At 64.6% G+C, this 15,776-nt stretch carries 16 protein-coding genes; 13 read left to right on the forward strand and 3 right to left on the reverse strand.

The window, feature by feature from the left end; all coding sequences use genetic code 11:
• The first annotated feature begins 4 nt into the window (after nt 1–4).
• A complete protein-coding gene (locus tag AC1DZU_RS11280; protein ID WP_477285431.1) occupies nt 5–1,384 on the forward strand; it encodes a glutamine synthetase family protein in 1,380 nt (459 codons plus the stop codon).
• Nucleotides 1,384–2,673, forward strand: a complete 1,290-nt coding sequence (locus tag AC1DZU_RS11285) for an NAD(P)/FAD-dependent oxidoreductase (protein WP_477284581.1) — start codon at nt 1,384–1,386, stop codon at nt 2,671–2,673. Before AC1DZU_RS11280 ends, AC1DZU_RS11285 begins: the two co-directional genes overlap by 1 nt.
• 67 nt (nt 2,674–2,740) lie before the next feature.
• Here the strand turns inward: AC1DZU_RS11285 and AC1DZU_RS11290 are convergent, their stop codons facing one another.
• Nucleotides 2,741–3,511, reverse strand: coding sequence for an IclR family transcriptional regulator domain-containing protein (locus tag AC1DZU_RS11290; RefSeq protein ID WP_477284583.1), 771 nt, complete (start codon nt 3,509–3,511; stop codon nt 2,741–2,743).
• 120 nt (nt 3,512–3,631) lie between these two features.
• Here AC1DZU_RS11290 and AC1DZU_RS11295 point away from each other — a divergent pair, with 120 nt between their 5' ends.
• The 7 genes from AC1DZU_RS11295 to AC1DZU_RS11325 all read left to right on the forward strand — a co-directional run bounded on the left by AC1DZU_RS11295 (nt 3,632) and on the right by AC1DZU_RS11325 (nt 11,451).
• Complete coding sequence (locus tag AC1DZU_RS11295; RefSeq protein ID WP_477284585.1) at nt 3,632–4,489, forward strand: CoA transferase subunit A; 858 nt, start codon at nt 3,632–3,634, stop codon at nt 4,487–4,489.
• On the forward strand, nt 4,486–5,283 hold the full coding sequence (locus AC1DZU_RS11300; protein WP_477284587.1) for a CoA-transferase subunit beta: 798 nt from the start codon (nt 4,486–4,488) through the stop codon (nt 5,281–5,283). Before AC1DZU_RS11295 ends, AC1DZU_RS11300 begins: the two co-directional genes overlap by 4 nt.
• Before the next feature lies 1 nt (nt 5,284).
• Entirely contained in the window at nt 5,285–6,490 is a 1,206-nt protein-coding gene (gene pcaF, locus AC1DZU_RS11305; RefSeq protein WP_477284589.1) for a 3-oxoadipyl-CoA thiolase, read from the forward strand.
• Nucleotides 6,491–6,643: 153 nt separating this feature from the next.
• On the forward strand, nt 6,644–7,675 hold the full coding sequence (locus AC1DZU_RS11310; RefSeq protein ID WP_477284591.1) for a BMP family protein: 1,032 nt from the start codon (nt 6,644–6,646) through the stop codon (nt 7,673–7,675).
• 268 nt (nt 7,676–7,943) lie between these two features.
• Nucleotides 7,944–9,455, forward strand: coding sequence for an ABC transporter ATP-binding protein (locus tag AC1DZU_RS11315; RefSeq protein WP_477284593.1), 1,512 nt, complete (start codon nt 7,944–7,946; stop codon nt 9,453–9,455).
• Nucleotides 9,455–10,510, forward strand: coding sequence for an ABC transporter permease (locus AC1DZU_RS11320; RefSeq protein ID WP_477284595.1), 1,056 nt, complete (start codon nt 9,455–9,457; stop codon nt 10,508–10,510). The genes AC1DZU_RS11315 and AC1DZU_RS11320 overlap by 1 nt, the downstream gene beginning before the upstream one ends.
• Nucleotides 10,507–11,451, forward strand: coding sequence for an ABC transporter permease (locus tag AC1DZU_RS11325; RefSeq protein WP_477284597.1), 945 nt, complete (start codon nt 10,507–10,509; stop codon nt 11,449–11,451). Before AC1DZU_RS11320 ends, AC1DZU_RS11325 begins: the two co-directional genes overlap by 4 nt.
• Before the next feature lie 256 nt (nt 11,452–11,707).
• On the opposite strand, the gene AC1DZU_RS11330 is transcribed toward AC1DZU_RS11325, so the two are convergent.
• The gene (locus AC1DZU_RS11330) at nt 11,708–12,475 is read right to left on the reverse strand and encodes an SDR family NAD(P)-dependent oxidoreductase (protein WP_477284599.1); all 768 of its coding nucleotides are present in this window, start codon (nt 12,473–12,475) and stop codon (nt 11,708–11,710) included.
• 291 nt (nt 12,476–12,766) lie between these two features.
• Between AC1DZU_RS11330 and AC1DZU_RS11335 the strand changes: the two genes are divergently transcribed.
• Together AC1DZU_RS11335 and AC1DZU_RS11340 are read left to right on the forward strand one after the other, a co-directional pair.
• Nucleotides 12,767–12,922, forward strand: coding sequence for a hypothetical protein (locus AC1DZU_RS11335; protein WP_477284601.1), 156 nt, complete (start codon nt 12,767–12,769; stop codon nt 12,920–12,922).
• 138 nt (nt 12,923–13,060) lie between these two features.
• The gene (locus tag AC1DZU_RS11340) at nt 13,061–14,002 is read left to right on the forward strand and encodes an LLM class flavin-dependent oxidoreductase (protein WP_477284603.1); all 942 of its coding nucleotides are present in this window, start codon (nt 13,061–13,063) and stop codon (nt 14,000–14,002) included.
• Between the two features lie 16 nt (nt 14,003–14,018).
• Here the strand turns inward: AC1DZU_RS11340 and AC1DZU_RS11345 are convergent, their stop codons facing one another.
• The gene (locus AC1DZU_RS11345) at nt 14,019–14,693 is read right to left on the reverse strand and encodes a cysteine hydrolase family protein (protein ID WP_477284605.1); all 675 of its coding nucleotides are present in this window, start codon (nt 14,691–14,693) and stop codon (nt 14,019–14,021) included.
• Nucleotides 14,694–14,925: 232 nt separating this feature from the next.
• On the opposite strand from AC1DZU_RS11345, the gene AC1DZU_RS11350 reads away from it, so the two are divergent.
• Nucleotides 14,926–15,054: a hypothetical protein gene (locus AC1DZU_RS11350; protein ID WP_477284607.1), complete on the forward strand. Its 129-nt coding sequence runs from the start codon at nt 14,926–14,928 to the stop codon at nt 15,052–15,054.
• Entirely contained in the window at nt 15,045–15,764 is a 720-nt protein-coding gene (gene exbB, locus AC1DZU_RS11355) for a tonB-system energizer ExbB (RefSeq protein ID WP_477284609.1), read from the forward strand. Before AC1DZU_RS11350 ends, exbB begins: the two co-directional genes overlap by 10 nt.
• Nucleotides 15,765–15,776 lie beyond the last annotated feature (12 nt).

The following is a 15,776-nucleotide window of genomic DNA, read 5'->3' on the forward strand; positions in this document are numbered from 1 at the left end:
CGAAATGCCTGACATGAACACGAATACTTCGCTCTCCAGCGGCAACGATCCCAAGGCCTGGCTGGCCCAGCACGGCATCAACGAAGTCGAGTGCCTGGTGCCTGATATGAACGGCGTCCTGCGCGGCAAGGCCTTGCCGGTGGCCAAGTTCCTCAAGGCGCTGGAGGACCGCGCACTCTATCTGCCGAGCAGCGCCTTCCTGGTCAGCATTGACGGCCGCTATACCGGTTCGATCGATGAGGGTTTTGCTTACTCAGACCCGGACATGCGCATGGTGCCGGATGTTTCGACGCTCACCCTGGCGCCCGGCGCCGGGGCAGGCAAGGCCTATGTCTTCGCCGATGCCTTCCACATGGACGACCGGCCATGGATGGCCTCGCCACGCCATGTGCTGAGAGCCGTGCTCGACCTCTACCGTCAGCGCGGTTGGCGGGCGGTAGTGGCGCCGGAGCTCGAATTCTACCTGACCGCGCCCAATCCCGATCCCGACCGGCCGCTGACGGCGCCGGTCGGCGGCAATGGCCGTGCCGAGAGCGTGCAGCATCCCTACGATATGGCGGCACTGGAGGAGTTCGAGCCGGTGGTCCGCCGCATCTATGACTATGCGGCGGCATCCGGACTGCCGCTCGACACGCTGATCCATGAATCGGGCACGGCGCAGCTCGAGATCAACTTCCTGCATGGCGACGCGCTGCCGCTGGCCGACAAGGTGCTGCTGTTCAAGCGGCTGACGCGCCAGGCCGCCCAGCAAAGCGGCATGCATGCCACCTTCATGGCCAAGCCGATCGCGGCACAGGCGGGGAGCTCGATGCATCTGCACATGTCGGTCATCGACGAGGCCGGCAACACGCTGTTTGCCGGCAGTGACGATGCCGACACTGAAATGTTCGACCATTTCATCGGTGGCCTGCAAAAATATGTCCCGGAGATCATGCCGCTGTTAGCGCCCAACGTGAACTCGTTCCGCCGCATCCGGCCGAACCACAGCGCGCCGGCCAACATCGAATGGTCGCACGACAATCGTTCCTGCGGCCTGCGCGTGCCGGCCGGTGGCCGCGCCGCGCGGCGGGTGGAGAACCGCTTGCCGGGTGCGGATTCCAATCCCTATCTGGCGATCGCCGGTTCGCTCCTCGCGGGCTATCTCGGCGTCGAGCAGAAGCTGACGCGGTCGGCCGAGGCGTCGGGCAATGCCTACAAGATCAAAAGCACGCTGCCAAAAACCATGGAGGAGGCGCTGGATCGTTTCACCGCTTGCGAGCCGGTGCGGGAGCTGCTCGGCGAGGATTTCTTCCAGACCTATCTGCGCGTCAAGAGCGTCGAGCTCGACCTGTTCCAGGGCGTGGTGACGAGCTGGGAACGCGACCACCTGCTGCTGAAGGTGTAATGATGGGCTTCAATTCCGGTTTGGATATCGGCAAATCCTACTATGTCGCGACGGCAAATCCGTCGCCGGACCATCCTGCCCTGCAGGGCGATGTCGACGCCGACCTGGTTGTCGTCGGCGGCGGCTGCACCGGCCTGTCGGCGGCCCTTCACGCCGCCGAGCGCGGCCTGAAGGTGGTGCTGCTCGAAGGCGGCAAGATCGGCTGGGGTGCGTCGGGCCGCAATGGCGGCCAGATGATCCCTGGCCTGCGCAAGGGTGCCAAGGGCCTGGTCAAGCTCTACGGGCCCGAGCGGGCGAAAGTGCTGTTCGACCTCGCCTTCGAGGCACGCGGGCTGGTGCTCGACATCATCGGGCGCCACGCCATCGATTGCGATCTCAGGCTGACCGGCCATCTGGTCGGGGCGGTCAACAGCTCCGACCTCAAAGACCTCGAGGAAGAGGCGGAGTGCCTGGCCACGGTAATGAAGTTCCCGCATGCCGAGATCCTGTCGGCGGCGGAAGCCCGCCGCAAGGTCGACACGCCCTATCACGGCGCGATGTACGAGCCGCTTGGCGGCCACATGCATCCGCTGAACTACACGCTCGGCCTGGCCCGTGCGGCTGTCGCGGCCGGCGTCGTCATCCACGAGAATTCGGTCGCCGTGCGGCTGGAGCGCGAGCCATCGATCCGCGTCTCTACGGCCAAGGGGGCGGTCCGGGCGAAACATGTCGTGCTGGCGGGCGATGCGCTGCTCAACGGGCTGGAGCCGCGCGTCAACAGCCGCATCATGCCGGTCGGCAACTACATCGTCGCCACCGAGCCATTGGAGGGCAAACGCAATGTCATCCCGGCCAATGTCGCGGTGTCCGACACCCGCTTCGTCGTCAACTACTACCGCATGTCGGCCGATGGGCGCCTGCTGTTCGGCGGCGGCGAGCGCTACACGCCGTCGCCGCCGGCCGACATTGCCGGCTTCGTGCGGCCGCATTTGGAAAAGACCTTTCCGCAACTTCAGGGCTGCCGCATCGATCATGCCTGGGGCGGGCTGGTGTCGGTGACGACGTCGCGGCTGCCGCATGTCGGGCACTATGGCGAGGTCTATTTCGCGCATGGCTATTCCGGCAAAGGCGTGATCCTGTCGACACTGTCGGGCAAGCTTTTGGCCGAGGCGATCACCGGCGACGCTTCGCGGCTCGACCTGTTCTCGACGCTCACGCCCATGCCGTTCCCGGGTGGCACGGCGTTGCGCGGACCGCTCTACGTGCTCGGCATGCTGTGGTATGCGATGCGCGACCGCATCAAGCATTGAGGAGACGGCGGCGCGGCGACCGAACGCTGGCGTTGTCCCGTCGTGTTGGGAAGGGTGGACGAGGCCCTTAGACGACGAAAAAATCCTCGATGCGCTGCTTGGCCTCGAGCAGCGCCGGCAGGATTTCCCGTTCCATCTCCGCGACGGTGAAACGCGCGGACTGGGTCGAGACGTTGATGGCCGCGACCGTGCGCTCCGCGCGGTCGCGGATCGGCACGGCGATCGAGCGCAGGCCAAGCTCCAGCTCTTCGTCGACAACGGCAAAGCCGTCCGCCTTGGCCTTGCCGATGGCATAGGCCAGCAGCCGCTTGTCGGTGATCGTCTTCGGCGTCCGTTTCTCGATCGTCGCCTGGCCGAGAAATGCGTCCAATTCCTGGGGCGCCAGGCCGGCAAGCAGGATCCGCCCCATCGAGGTGCAATAGGCCGGCAGCCTTGTGCCGACGTCGAGCGAGACGCTGAGGATGCGGCGGCCCGGAATGCGTGCGACGTAGACGACATCCTGGCCCGACAGGATCGCCGCCGAGCAGGCCTCGTTCAACTGTGCCGCCACGGCGCGCATGATAGGGGCGGCGAAGCTCCACAGCGAGGCGCCGGCGAGCCATGTGCGGGCGACGGTCAGCAGGCGCGGTGACAGCGAAAACACGCGGCCAGCCTGGGTAGCGTAGCCGGTGGCGACAAGCGTCAGCAGGAAGCGGCGGGCGCCGGCGCGGGTCAGGCCCGCTTCCTCGGCCATTTCCGTCAGCGTCATGCCCGCAGGGTGCCGGGCCAGGATCTCCATGACGGCGAGGCCGCGCTCGAGCGAGCCGACATGATCGCGGGAAGTGGCCTCTTCGTCCATCTCAGCTCCACGGAGCGGCATCGTCGCCCGGATTGACTCAATGCTACCACCCAGTGTAGAAAGTATCGCATACAAAACATATGTTCGCAATACGAACTTATTGGACCCGGAGCCGATGCGATGGTCAAGTTCCTGCCGCTCAAACAGGCTGTGGCCGAGAACCTGAACGATGGTGACGCGGTCGCCTTCGAGGGCTTCACCCATCTGATCCCGACGGCGGCGGCGCATGAGGCGATCCGCCAGGGCTTTCGCGACCTGACCCTGATCCGCATGACTCCGGACCTGATCTACGACCAGATGATCGGCATGGGCATGGCGAAGAAGATCGTCTTCTCCTATGTCGGCAATCCCGGCGTCGGCCTGCTGCGCCGCGCTCGCGACGCCATCGAGAACGGTTTTCCCAGATCGATCGAGATCGAGGAACACAGCCATGCCGGCATGGCCAACGCCTATGAGGCGGGTGCTGCCGGCCTGCCCTGCGCCGTGTTCCGCGGCTATCGCGGCGCAGGCCTCGCGGCAGTCAATCCGAACATCAAGTCGGTCACCTGTCCGTTCACCGGCGAGGTGCTGGCAGCCGTTCCTTCGATCCGACCTGACGTCACCTTCATCCATGCGCAGAGGGCCGACCGGAAAGGCAATGTGCTGGTCGAAGGCATCGTCGGCATCCAGAAGGAGGCGGTGCTGGCGGCGAAACGGTCAGTGGTGACGGTCGAGGAAGTGGTCGACAATTTCGACGATCTGCACCCCAATCTGACCGTGCTGCCGCGCTGGACGATCGCGGCGATCTCCGTCGTGCCCGGCGGCTCGCACCCGTCCTACGCGCATGGCTACTATGCGCGTGACAATGCGGCCTATCTGGAATGGGACGAGATCGCCGCCGACCGGGACAAATTCCAGGCGTGGATGCAGGCGAACGTCATCGAGAGGAGCGCCGACGATTTCGCGGCCCGTGTCGAGCATCTGAGGAAAGCGGCATGAGCGACAGTCCGGACCTCACCCCCAACGAGATGATGACGATCGCCGCCAGCCGCGCGCTGCGGAATGACGATGTCTGCTTCGTCGGCATCGGCGCGCCGTCCGCCGCCTGCAATGTGGCGCGGCTGACGCATGCACCCGACATCACCTTGATTTATGAGAGCGGCACGATCGGCACCGCGCCAGACGTGCTGCCGCTGTCGATCGGCGATGGCGAATTGTGCGAAACCGCGGTCACCACCGTCGCGGTGCCGGAGATGTTCCGCTACTGGCTGCAGGGCGGCCGTATCTCGATAGGCTTCTTGGGTGCTGCCCAGCTCGACAAGTTCGGCAACATCAACACCACCGTCATCGGCGACTATTTCCACCCGAAGACCCGGCTGCCCGGCGGCGGCGGCGCGCCGGAGATCGCGACGTCGTCGAAGGAGATCTACATCACCATGGCGCAGACCAGGCGCGGCATGGTCGAAAAGATCGACTTCTTCACCTCCTTCGGCCATGGCGAGGGCGGCGATCATCGAAAGCGGCTTGGCATCGACACCGCGGGCCCGACCTTGCTGATCACCGACCTCGCCATCTGGAAGCCGGACCCGGTGACCAAGGAATTCACGGTCGTGTCGCTGCATCCCGGTGTCACGCGCCAGCAGGTGCAGGAGACCTGTGGCTGGATGGTAAAGTTCGCTGAGGCGCTTGACGAAACACCGGCGCCAAGCGAACTCGAACTGACGACATTGCGCGACCTGCAGGCCCGCACCAAGGCGGCGCATGAGGGAACCGGAAAAGCAAAGGCTGCATGACATGGCCGAGGCCTATATCTGCGACTATATCCGCACGCCCATCGGCCGCTTCGGCGGCTCGCTGTCCTCGGTGCGCGCCGACGACCTTGGTGCCATACCCCTGAGAGCACTGGTCGACCGCAATCCCGGTATCGACTGGCAAGCCGTCGACGACGTCGTCTATGGCTGCGCAAACCAGGCCGGCGAGGACAACCGCAACGTGGCGCGCATGGCGCTTCTGCTAGCCGGTCTACCAAAGGAGATCCCGGGCTCCACCGTCAACCGGCTGTGCGGCTCCGGCATGGATGCGCTGACCATCGCCGCGCGGGCCATCAAGGCCGGCGAGGTCGAACTGATGATCGCAGGCGGCGTCGAATCGATGAGCCGCGCGCCCTTCGTCATGCCCAAGGCCGACACGGCGTTTTCGCGCAACGCCGAGATCTATGACACCACCATCGGCTGGCGCTTCGTCAACCCGGTGATGAAAAAGCAGTATGGCGTCGATTCGATGCCTGAAACCGGCGAGAACGTCGCCGAGGATTTCTCGGTGTCGCGCGCCGACCAGGACGCCTTTGCCGCGCGCAGCCAGGACAAGGCTGTCGCCGCACAGGCCAATGGCCGGCTGGCGAAGGAGATCGCCCCGGTGACCATCCCGCAGCGCAAGGGCGATGCGGTGGTCGTCTCGAAGGACGAGCATCCCCGTGCCGGCACCACGGTCGAGGCGCTGGCCAAATTGCCGACGCCTTTCCGGCAAGGCGGCACGGTGACGGCCGGCAATGCCTCCGGCGTCAATGACGGGGCGGCGGCGTTGATCGTTGCCTCGGAAGCAGCCGTCAAGAAATATGGCCTGACGCCGATCGCCCGCATCCTCGGCGGTGCCGCCGCCGGTGTGGCGCCGCGCATCATGGGCATCGGCCCGGCGCGGGCGACGCAAAAACTATGCGCGCGGGTTGGCCTGACGCCGCAGCAGTTCGACGTCATCGAGCTCAACGAAGCGTTTGCCTCGCAAGGCATCGCCGTGCTGCGCCAACTTGGCATTGCCGAGGATGCCGAGCACGTCAATTCGAACGGCGGCGCCATCGCGCTCGGCCATCCCTTGGGCATGTCGGGCGCCCGCATATCCGGTACGGCGGCGCTGGAGCTTCGCGAACGCGGCGGCCGCTATGCGCTGGCGACCATGTGCATCGGTGTCGGCCAGGGCATCGCGATCGCGCTCGAACGGGCCTGAGCGGCAGCCTCTTCTTGGCCGGCTAAGATCGAGGCTGATTCGGGCGCGCAAATTTGACCATGTGGACAAAAGTGAGGACCCGTTCCATAGTTCCCTGTCTGACATTTTCACGAACGGCCGGCTCGACACGGCTGTCGAACAGAGGGGAATGCAATGGAAAATCCGAAGAATAGATTCCAGATAAAAAGCGAAGGGCTTTCGCGACGCAATGTGCTTGAGCTGGGCGCGCTTGGCCTGGCTGCGGCCACGCTGCCAGGCGCCGCCTTCGGCAAGGACAAGAAGCTGAAGGTAGCGGCGATCTTCGCCACGCCGATCGAGGAGCCATGGGACAACCAGATCCATGTCGCCTTGCAGAAGGCCGAGAAGGAACTCGGCATCGAGTACAAATGGTCGGAGAAGGTGCAGACCGCCGATTTCAGCCGTGTCATGCGCGAATATGCGCAAGGCGGCTACCAGCTTGTGCTGGGCGATGCCTTCGCCGCCGAGCGTGAATCGCGCCGCACCGCCAAGCAATTTCCGAAGACCGCCTTCCTGTTCGGCTCCGGCGCCGGACCGGCGGAACCCAATTTCGGCGTCTTCGATAACTGGATCCACGAGCCAGCCTATCTGTCCGGCATGATCGCCGGCAAGATGTCGAAGTCGGGCACGATCGGCGCTGTCGCCGCGATGGGCATTCCGGAAGTGAACCGGCTGGTCAACGCCTTCTTCGCAGGCGCCAAGGAGGTCAATCCCAACATCAAGAAGAAGGTCGCCTTCATCGGTTCCTTCTTCGATCCGCCGAAGGCCAAGGAAGCGGCCGTCGCGCAGATCGACGCCGGTGTCGACGTCATCTATGCCGAGCGTTTCGGTGTCATCGAAGCGGCGGTGGACAAGAAGATCCTCGCCATCTCCAACATGTCCGACCAGTCGAGCCTCGGCCCCGACACGGTCATCACCGGCCCGGTCTGGGACATGTATCCGACCGTCCAGCAGGCGATCAAACTGGTCAAGGCCGGCGTCTTCACCGCGCAGGACTACGGCGATTTCTCGCGCATGGCCAAGGGCGGTTCGCAGCTCGCGCCCTACCACAAGTTCGACAAGACGCTGCCGGCGGACGTGAAGGAGTTGGTCGAGAAGAAGAAGGCCGAAATCCTCGAAGGCAATTTCCGCGTCGACGTCGACGAGAACACGCCGGTTTCGGATTGAGGTTTTTATCCTCCCCCTTGTGGGGGTGAGCAGCCGGTTCGCCGCAGGCGAATTCATTGTGCCGGGGGCACGATGAAAGGCCAGCGAACGCTGGGACGCTGCGAAGCAGCGGGGACCCGGCAACTCACCGCCCGGCCCTTCGCAGGCTCAGGGCGTTCGAAGCTCGAAAAGCCAAGCAATTGGCTTTTCGTCCGCTGCGCGGATCGCTTCTCACCCCCGCAAGGGGGAGGGTGAAGAGCCGCGCCAACGCCATTCACCGGGAGTCATCTTGCCCGCCCCACTTATCGAAATGCGCGGCATTACCAAGAGCTTCGGCGCCGTCAAGGCGAACGAGGCCGTCGATCTCAGCGTTGCGCCGGGCGAGATTCTCGGCCTGCTGGGCGAGAATGGCGCCGGCAAGACGACGCTGATGAACGTGCTGTTCGGCGCCTATGCGCCCGATGCAGGTGAGATCCTCATCCAGGGCCAGCCGGTGCGGATCACCAGTTCGGCCGATGCGCTGGCCGCCGGCATCGGCATGGTGCACCAGCATTTTCACCTGGCACCGCGGCTGACGGTGCTGGAAAATCTGCTCATTGGCATATCAGGCCGATCAGGGCGGATCGACCGCGCTGGAGGGTTGGCGCGGCTGGCGGAGATCGGCCGCCAACATGGGTTGACGCTTGATCCCGACCTTCCGGTGTCGGCGCTGTCGGTCGGCGAGCAGCAGCGGCTCGAAATCGTCAAGGCGCTGTTTCGCGGCGCCAGGCTGTTGATCCTCGACGAGCCGACAGCGGTGCTGGCGCCAACGGAGGTCGACGGGCTGTTTTCGGCGCTACGGTCGATGGCGGCGCAGGGCCTCGGCATCATCTTCATCTCGCACAAGCTGAATGAAGTGCGGGCACTGACCCATCGCTGCACGGTGCTGCGGCATGGCCGCGTCGCCGGCCGCGTCGATGACCCCGCCAACACGACATCTGCCGCAATGGCGCAACTGATGTGTGGCCACGAGATCGTGCCGCCGGCGAGGGGGCCATCGACCCCCGGTGCAGCTGTGCTGACGCTCGATGGCATTTCGACATCGCGGCATTCAGGCATGGCGTTGCGCGACGTGTCGCTTTCGGTCCGCGCTGGCGAGATCCTCGGTATTGCCGGTGTCTCGGGCAATGGTCAGCGCGCCCTGGCGGAAGTGATCTCCGGCGTGCGCGTGCCCGATGCCGGCCAGATGACAATTGCTGGCCGACAAGTGTCTGGGTATTCGCCGCGCGAGGTGCAGGCGCTCGGCCTCGGCCGGATCCCGGAAGACCGTATGACGACCGGACTGGTCACCAATCTGCCGCTCGCCGATTCGATGGTGCTGCCGCGCATCGGCACGGCGGCGTTCAGCAGCAGGGGCCTGCTCAAACCGGATGCGATCCGAGCCTTTGCCGAAGCGCAGATCAAGGCCTATGACATACGCTGCCCCGGACCAATGACCCGCGCCGGAGCGCTGTCCGGCGGCAATCTGCAGAAGGCGCTGCTGGCACGCGAGCTCGCCTTCGATCCCAAGGTGCTTGTTGTCTCGCAGCCGACGCGTGGGCTCGACATCGGCGCCGCCCGCTTTATCCACGAAAAGTTCCTCGACATGCGGGCCAAGGGCTGCGGCATTGTCGTCATCGGCGAGGATCTCGAGGAACTGCTGGTGCTCTGCGACCGCATCGCAGTGATGTATGAGGGCCGAATCGCCGGCACGCTCAACAGCGCCGATGCGACGGTGGCCCGGCTTGGGCTAATGATGACCGGCGCGGAGGGGCGCAGCTGATGTTTCGCCTGGAAGTCCGCACCTCGACGCCCGCCTGGTTCAATTTGGCCCTGCCGCTGCTGGCGATCGCAGCCACGCTTGTCCTGTGCAGTGGGCTGATTGCGTTGGCCGGCGCCGGCGTCATCGATGCCTATGGGGTGATGTTCACCGCCTCGCTGGGCGACAGCTACGCCATCACCGAAACGATGGTGCGTGCCGCGCCGATGATCTTCACCGGGCTGGCGGTGGCGGTCGCCTTCCGGGCAAAATTCTGGAACATCGGCGCCGAGGGGCAATTGCTGGCCGGCGCGGTCGCGAGCTGCTTTGTCGGCGCGATCCCGATGCCGGGGCTGCTCGCCATGCTGTTGATGGCGGTGGCCGGTGCCGCCGCCGGCGCGGCGGTTGCCTTGGTGCCGGCGACACTGCGGGTCAAATTCAAGGTCGACGACGTGGTCAGTTCGCTGCTGCTCAATTCGGTCATCTACTATGCGCTGATGGCGCTGATCGAAGGGCCGTGGAAAGACAGTTTCAGCGGCTATCCGATCTCGCCGCCGATCGAGGATTCGGCGAATTTCCCGGTGCTGCTCGAAGGCACGCGGCTGCATCTCGGCGTTGTCGTGGCGCTGATCGCAGCGCCGGTCATCTGGTTCCTGATCGTGCGCACGACACTCGGCTTCCGGATCAGGGTCACCGGCGAGAATCCCGAAGCGGCTAGATATGGCGGCATCCATGTCGAGCGCGTGCTGATCTCGACCGCGCTGTTGTCCGGCGCGCTGGCCGGGCTGGCCGGGGTCGGCGAAGTCGGCGGCGTGCATTTCCAGGTGATGAGCGACATTTCGCCGGGCTACGGCTATTCCGGCATCGTCGTCGCCATGCTGGCGCGGCTCAATCCGTTGGGCGTGGTGCCGGCAGCGATCTTCCTGGCCGCCGTGATGACCGGCGCCGAGGCGATGTCGCGGGCGACCGGCGTGCCGGCCTTCCTCAGCGATGTCATCCAGGGCACGGCTTTGCTTGCCATGCTGGTGGCGCTGCTGTTCACCGCCTACCGCATCCGCCGTGTCGGAGCCGCCCGATGAGCGCGGTGTTCGAACAGATTTTTCAGGTCGGCTTCCTTGCCGCCATCATCCGCATCGCCACGCCGCTGGCGTTTGCCACGCTCGGCGAAATGTTCTCCGAGCGCGCCGGTGTGCTCAATCTCGGCATAGAGGGCATCATGCTGTTGTCGGCTATGACCGGCTTCACCGCCACCAGCCTCAGCGGCAGCCTTTGGCTCGGCGTATTGGCGGCCGTGCTGACCGGCATGCTGATGGGCGCGCTGCATGCGCTGTTCACGGTGGCGCTGGGCCTCAGCCAGCATGTCTGCGGCATTGGTGTCACGCTGTTCTCCTCGGGCCTCGCCTATTTCCTCTATCGGCTGATCTTCGGCCAGCAATCGGTGCCGCCAAGCATCAAGGGGTTCGAGACGCTGCCGATCCCGGTCCTTTCCAGCATCCCGGTGCTCGGGCCGGCGGTGTTCAACCAGTTTACGTTGGTCTACATGGCGATCCTTGCCATTCCGCTGGCCGCCTTCGTCCTCTACCGCACGCCCTGGGGCCTGTCGGTGCGCATGGTCGGCGAAAATCCGCGCGCCGCCGACTCGGCCGGCGTCAGCGTCATCGCAACGCGCTTCCAAGCGGTCATCCTTGGCGGTGCGCTGATGGGGCTGGCCGGCGCGTTCCTGTCGATGGCGCAGTTCAACGCGTTCACCTTCGGCGTGGTGTCGGGGCGCGGCTGGGTGGCGATCGCGCTGGTCGTGTTCGGTCGCTGGGATCCGTGGCGTTCGGCAGGGGCTGCGCTGCTGTTCGCCTTTGTCGATGCCTTGCAACTGCGCATGCAGGCGAGCGGGCTGGGGCATATCCCCTACGAGGCATTCCTGATGCTGCCCTTCATCTTCACCATTGTCGCCATGGCTGTCATGTCGCGCAACGCGGTAGCGCCGTCGGCCCTGCTCAAGCCGTTTCGCAGGGAAGAGCGGTAGGCGAGTAGGTGTCCTTTCCTCTCCCTCCGGAGGGGGGAGAGGTGGCGCTGCGAAGCAGCGACGGAGTGGGGGAACCACCTGGCAACCGTCGCCAACGGATATTGAAAGGGGACCAAGGCGCATGAATCTTGCTGCACTGCGCCAAGGGTCGACCCCCCACTCCGTCGAGCTGCGCTCGACACCTCTCCCCCGATCGACGGGGTAGAGGAAGGCGCCAAGCTGTCCTTAGGACGAAGAACCTAAACTCCGGGAAACCTCACATCGCCGTAAACCCATTGTCGACGAACAGATGCGTGCCGTTGACGAAGCTGGATTCGTCGCTGGCCAGGTAAAGCGCGGCTCTTGCCACCTCTTCCGGCTCGCCGATACGGCCCTGCTGCGCGGCCAGGGCGGCGTCTGAGACATCGATGCCGAGCCGACCGAGATCGGCAACCTCGCGCAGGCCGTGCGGCGTGCGGATGAAGCCGGGGCAGACCGCGTTGCAGCGGATGTTGCGGTCGCGGAACTCGACAGCGATGGCGCGCGCGAACATGTGGCAGGCGCCCTTGGTGGTGTCGTAGAGCACCTCCATCGGCGTCGCCGCCACCGCCGAGATCGACGAGGTGCAGACGATCGAGCCGCCGCCGGCCGATATCATGCCGGGCAGCACGGCGCGCGTCATCAGGAACATCGAGCGCACGTTGACGGCATGCAGCCAGTCCCATTCCTGCACCGTCGTCTCCAGGAACGGCTTTATGACGATGGTGCCGGCATGGTTGAACAGGACGGTGACCGGGCCGAGCTTTTCAGTCGCGCCCTTCACAGCCGCCTCGACCTGGGCCTCATCGGACACGTCGGCGACCCAGTGTTCGGCTATGTGTCCCCGCGCGCGGATCGCGGCCGCGGTTGCGGCGGCTGCTTCGCCATTGCGGTCGATGATCGCCACCTTGGCACCTTCCGCGGCGAACAGCTCCGAAGCCGCTCCGCCCATCCCCGTCGCGCCGCCCGAAATGATGGCGACCTTGCCGGCCAGTCTCGCGCCCATTTTTCTGCTCCCCTGTCAGACGATTTCGTGTTTGCCGATCGGGCGATGCTATCGCGCCCGCTCCGGGCGGCCAATGCATGATTTGGGTGCAGCGAGGACAAGGCCACAAGTCCATTCAGGGCGAGAGCAATGCACGGCGTGCCATGTCGAGCGGTGGCCAAAGCACGCCGTCCCAGCAACTCAGTACCAATTCTTGATCAAATATCAGAAAATTATTCTGCCCATCGCCGAAAAATAGCAATCGACAAAGTCTACAAGTTTTATAGATTAACCGGCGAGACGGAGGTCGATATGTCCTATATCCAGAACGCTCAGACGGATCGCAGCGGCCAGCGGCTGGTCAATGCACAGCCCTTTCGCCCGGCCTATGCGGGTGCTTTCGCCTATATCGTCTTTGCCCTTGCGTTCGTGTTCACCGGGGCAGTTGTTCTGGGTCTCATTCCCTGAGTTATCAGATCGACCGGGATTAGCCGGCCACCGCTTTCAGGCAATCGGAGTTGAATGAACCGGATCCTCGGTGCGCTTTCGCACGGCTGGGATTCGAATTTCACCGCATCAATGATTCCAGTGATGGAGGAGATGGCAATGCCGATCGAGTTCACGCATGTTCCCGGCAAGACCGCCGACGCCGCCGTTCCCTTTTTCTACGACTTTGCCGAGACCGCCACCAAGCTCGGGCTGATCGAGGATGGCGGCTTCAGGAAGATCGTCGTCGACGATTCGGCCGGGCTGCTGACCAATATGGATCTTGCAGCCCAGGTGCTGGACCGGACGTCCTCGTTGGAAGTCGTGCTCACCCACTGGGCGGGCGTGGTCGAACCGACGGTGGCAGCGCGCCAGTTGGCGTCGATCGACAGGAAAAGCGGCGGACGGCTGGCGCTCAGGATGATCAGCGAACCGCTGAACGACGACGATGCCGAAACGCGGCCGGTTGGGCACACGGTCATCTGGCAGCGCATCGACGAATATCTGGTCTTGCTGAAGCGGCTGTGGTCGAACGATCGACCGTTCGACCATGAAGGCGCGTTCTACAGCATCAAGGGCGGCTATGTGCCGCGCAAGGGTCCGCACGGCGCCGATCTCGTCATCCGCATGGGCGGGCAGTCCGGAACGGCGCTCAAGGTGGCCGGCCGGCATGCCGATGTTTTCGAACTGGCGCCGGGTTCGATCGACGAGGTCCGGCAGCTGATGGAGCGGGTGCGCGGCGCCGCCGCCGAATACGGCCGGGCCGGCAGACTGCGCTTTGCGCTTCCGGTCAGGATTCGCCAGGGTGCTGCCGCCGCCGGCCACAAGGCGGTCGATGTTGCCGGGCCGCCAGCCCAAGCCGCCCTGTCCCTGCTTGCCTATGCGGCTCTCGGGATCGATGAATTCATGATTGTCGGCGTCGACACGCCGCGTGAGATCGCAACTGTCGGCCGTGAAACGATCGCCCTGCTGCGCAATTCGCTGGCGCGTCGCGAGGCGGAGGTGCCGCAGCCCGGGGCATATGCGCCGCGCATGCCGCAAGTGGTGCGTGCAGCCGGCTGAGCAGGCGCCCTCGGAGTTAACCTGTCGCGCCACTCAGCCGCGACAGGCCTTCGACAACTGCGCTCGAATCCGTCAGCACGCCGAAGACGCCGTCCTCGACCGTCACCATGTGCAGCGCCGCCTCATGCGCCTTCTGGTCGCCGCTGGCGCAAGCGTCCGAGATCGTCAGGCATTGAAAATTGCGGTCGCAGGCCTCGCGCAGCGTGGTGTGGACGCAGACATCCGTCGTGCAGCCGGAAAACATCAGATGCGTGATGCCTTGCACGCGCAGCACAAGCTCGAAATCCGTATAGGTGAAGGCGCTGTTGCAGGTCTTGTCGACGATGATGTCCTGCGGCGCGACATCGATCTCCGGAACGATCTGAAACCCCGGTCCCGAGCGAAGCAGGATTTCGGTGCCTTCGAGACCGGCGCGCTTGCGGCGCCATTTCTCGTAAGGCGTCATGTCGGCCATGTCAGCCCGATAGCCCTGCCTCGTGTGGATGATCCGGACACCGGCCTTGCGGGCGGCAGCGATCAGCCGGCTCACGGTCGGCAGGATCGCCCTTAGCGGCGAGGGGTCATATCCCTGCCTGGCGAAATAGCCAGTCGTCGACAGGAAATCCTGCTGCAGGTCGATGACGACAAGCGCGGTGTTTTCGGCGACCAGCCTGCCGTCATAAGGGAAGTCGAAGGGCGTCGCCTTGATCATCTTTGGCTCCCGGTTTTCGACCGACACCATAGCTGCTTTGCAACAACGCGACGACACCAGATGCCGGCAGCACGGATCCGAATTTCGCGCCGATATCGACGGTCGGGACAAATTGTTGATCGTTCTAGTCATCTTCAATGTTGACTAACAATGTCATGTTTTATAATCAACCGGGCATCGGCCTGCCGAAAACCAGTATCTGCAAATGCGGCGGCCGTACTGGAGAAGAGCCATGACCGTGGCTGGAATCGATGCCCAGACGGCTTTTTACATCGATGCGGTGCGCTTTGCCGTCGGCGAGCGGACGCTGCTCGGTCCGGTTTCGCTCGAACCGGAGGGCCTTCGACAGCGATGGAACTAACCTTGCCGCACGATCTGTCGCCATGGGGCATGTTCATGGCGGCCGATATCATCGTCAAGGCGGTGATGATCGGGCTGGCCTTCGCCTCCCTCGCTACCTGGACGGTATGGCTGGCCAAATCGCTGGAGATTTTCGCCGGCAAGCTGCGCATCCGTCATGCCGTACGGGCGATCGGCGATGCCGCCACCTTGAAGCAGGCCAGCCGTGCGCTCGACCGCAGCGGCGGCCCCGGCGCGCTTCTGGTGCGGGCGGCGGAGGAGGAAGTCGCCCTCTCGGCCGGAGCGCTCGATCATGTCTCGGGAGACGGGCTGAAGGAACGGGTCACCTCGCGCCTGTCGCGCATCGAGGCGGCGGCGTCACGGCGCATGTCGCGCGGCACAGGCCTGCTGGCGACGATCGGCTCGACCGCGCCTTTCGTCGGGTTGTTCGGTACCGTCTGGGGCATCATGAACGCCTTTATCGGCATCTCGCAGGCGCAGACCACCAATCTCGCCGTGGTCGCGCCTGGCATCGCCGAAGCGTTGCTGGCCACGGCGATGGGCCTTGTCGCGGCGATACCTGCTGTCATCATCTACAACGTCTTTGCCCGCTCGATAGCCGGTTACCGGCAGATATTCGCCGATGCCTCGGCGGGTGTCGAACGGCTCGTCAGCCGTGACCTCGACTTCCGCAGTGTCGCGCCGGCAACGGCGATGATAGCGGCGGACTAGCGGAGCAAGGCC

It is taken from the genome of Mesorhizobium sp. P2_A12 (genome assembly GCF_056405075.1).

Bases quoted from the DNA above. Each gene is read 5' to 3' on its own strand.
- AC1DZU_RS11280 (WP_477285431.1), top strand. From the start codon at position 5: ATGCCTGACATGAACACGAATACTTCGCTCTCCAGCGGCAACGATCCC.
- AC1DZU_RS11285 (WP_477284581.1), top strand. From the start codon at position 1,384: ATGATGGGCTTCAATTCCGGTTTGGATATCGGCAAATCCTACTATGTC.
- AC1DZU_RS11290 (WP_477284583.1), bottom strand. From the start codon at position 3,511: ATGGACGAAGAGGCCACTTCCCGCGATCATGTCGGCTCGCTCGAGCGC.
- AC1DZU_RS11295 (WP_477284585.1), top strand. From the start codon at position 3,632: ATGGTCAAGTTCCTGCCGCTCAAACAGGCTGTGGCCGAGAACCTGAAC.
- AC1DZU_RS11300 (WP_477284587.1), top strand. From the start codon at position 4,486: ATGAGCGACAGTCCGGACCTCACCCCCAACGAGATGATGACGATCGCC.
- pcaF (WP_477284589.1), top strand. From the start codon at position 5,285: ATGGCCGAGGCCTATATCTGCGACTATATCCGCACGCCCATCGGCCGC.
- AC1DZU_RS11310 (WP_477284591.1), top strand. From the start codon at position 6,644: ATGGAAAATCCGAAGAATAGATTCCAGATAAAAAGCGAAGGGCTTTCG.
- AC1DZU_RS11320 (WP_477284595.1), top strand. From the start codon at position 9,455: ATGTTTCGCCTGGAAGTCCGCACCTCGACGCCCGCCTGGTTCAATTTG.
- AC1DZU_RS11325 (WP_477284597.1), top strand. From the start codon at position 10,507: ATGAGCGCGGTGTTCGAACAGATTTTTCAGGTCGGCTTCCTTGCCGCC.
- AC1DZU_RS11330 (WP_477284599.1), bottom strand. From the start codon at position 12,475: ATGGGCGCGAGACTGGCCGGCAAGGTCGCCATCATTTCGGGCGGCGCG.
- AC1DZU_RS11335 (WP_477284601.1), top strand. From the start codon at position 12,767: ATGTCCTATATCCAGAACGCTCAGACGGATCGCAGCGGCCAGCGGCTG.
- AC1DZU_RS11340 (WP_477284603.1), top strand. From the start codon at position 13,061: ATGCCGATCGAGTTCACGCATGTTCCCGGCAAGACCGCCGACGCCGCC.
- AC1DZU_RS11345 (WP_477284605.1), bottom strand. From the start codon at position 14,693: ATGATCAAGGCGACGCCCTTCGACTTCCCTTATGACGGCAGGCTGGTC.
- AC1DZU_RS11350 (WP_477284607.1), top strand. From the start codon at position 14,926: ATGACCGTGGCTGGAATCGATGCCCAGACGGCTTTTTACATCGATGCG.
- exbB (WP_477284609.1), top strand. From the start codon at position 15,045: ATGGAACTAACCTTGCCGCACGATCTGTCGCCATGGGGCATGTTCATG.